Annotated in this window: 1 protein-coding gene; it reads right to left on the bottom strand. The window is 72.3% G+C overall.

Annotation, left to right across the window (positions count from 1 at the left end; translation table 11 throughout):
* Positions 1-398: hypothetical protein (locus tag AC1DKR_RS21330; RefSeq protein WP_478035184.1), on the bottom strand; the 398-nt coding region annotated here is incomplete at both ends.

Genomic DNA, 398 nt, shown 5'->3' with positions numbered 1-398 from the left:
CGGCGTTGCCGCGACGGCCGACGCTGATGCGGAACCACTCCGAGCCTTCCATGCTCGTGCGCGGCTCGCGCTTGGGACGGTCGCCGAAGTCGCGGGGCTCACGCGGTTCGCGCGAACGCGGGCCCGGATCGGCGCCGTGGCGCGGATCGTCGTAGATTTCTTCCGGCGCCGGCAGCTTGGCGCGGCGGGTGCGGATCAGGGCCGCGGCGATCTCGGTCKGCGTGCGCTTGGCCAGCATGGCCTCGGCCAGGGCCAGATCTTCCTCGTTGGAGGTCTCGGCGAAGATCGGGTCGTCGAGAAGGCGCTCGGTGTCCTTGGCGCGGATCTCGTCGGCGCTCGGCGCGCCGCCCCAGACGCCTTCGACGCCGGCGGCGAACAGCAGTTGCTCGGCCTTGCGA

The sequence above is a fragment of the Stenotrophomonas sp. 01N47 genome (assembly GCF_056399165.1).
The sequence above is the reverse complement of the archived record's forward strand: the minus strand, read 5'-3'. Positions and strand labels throughout refer to the sequence as shown.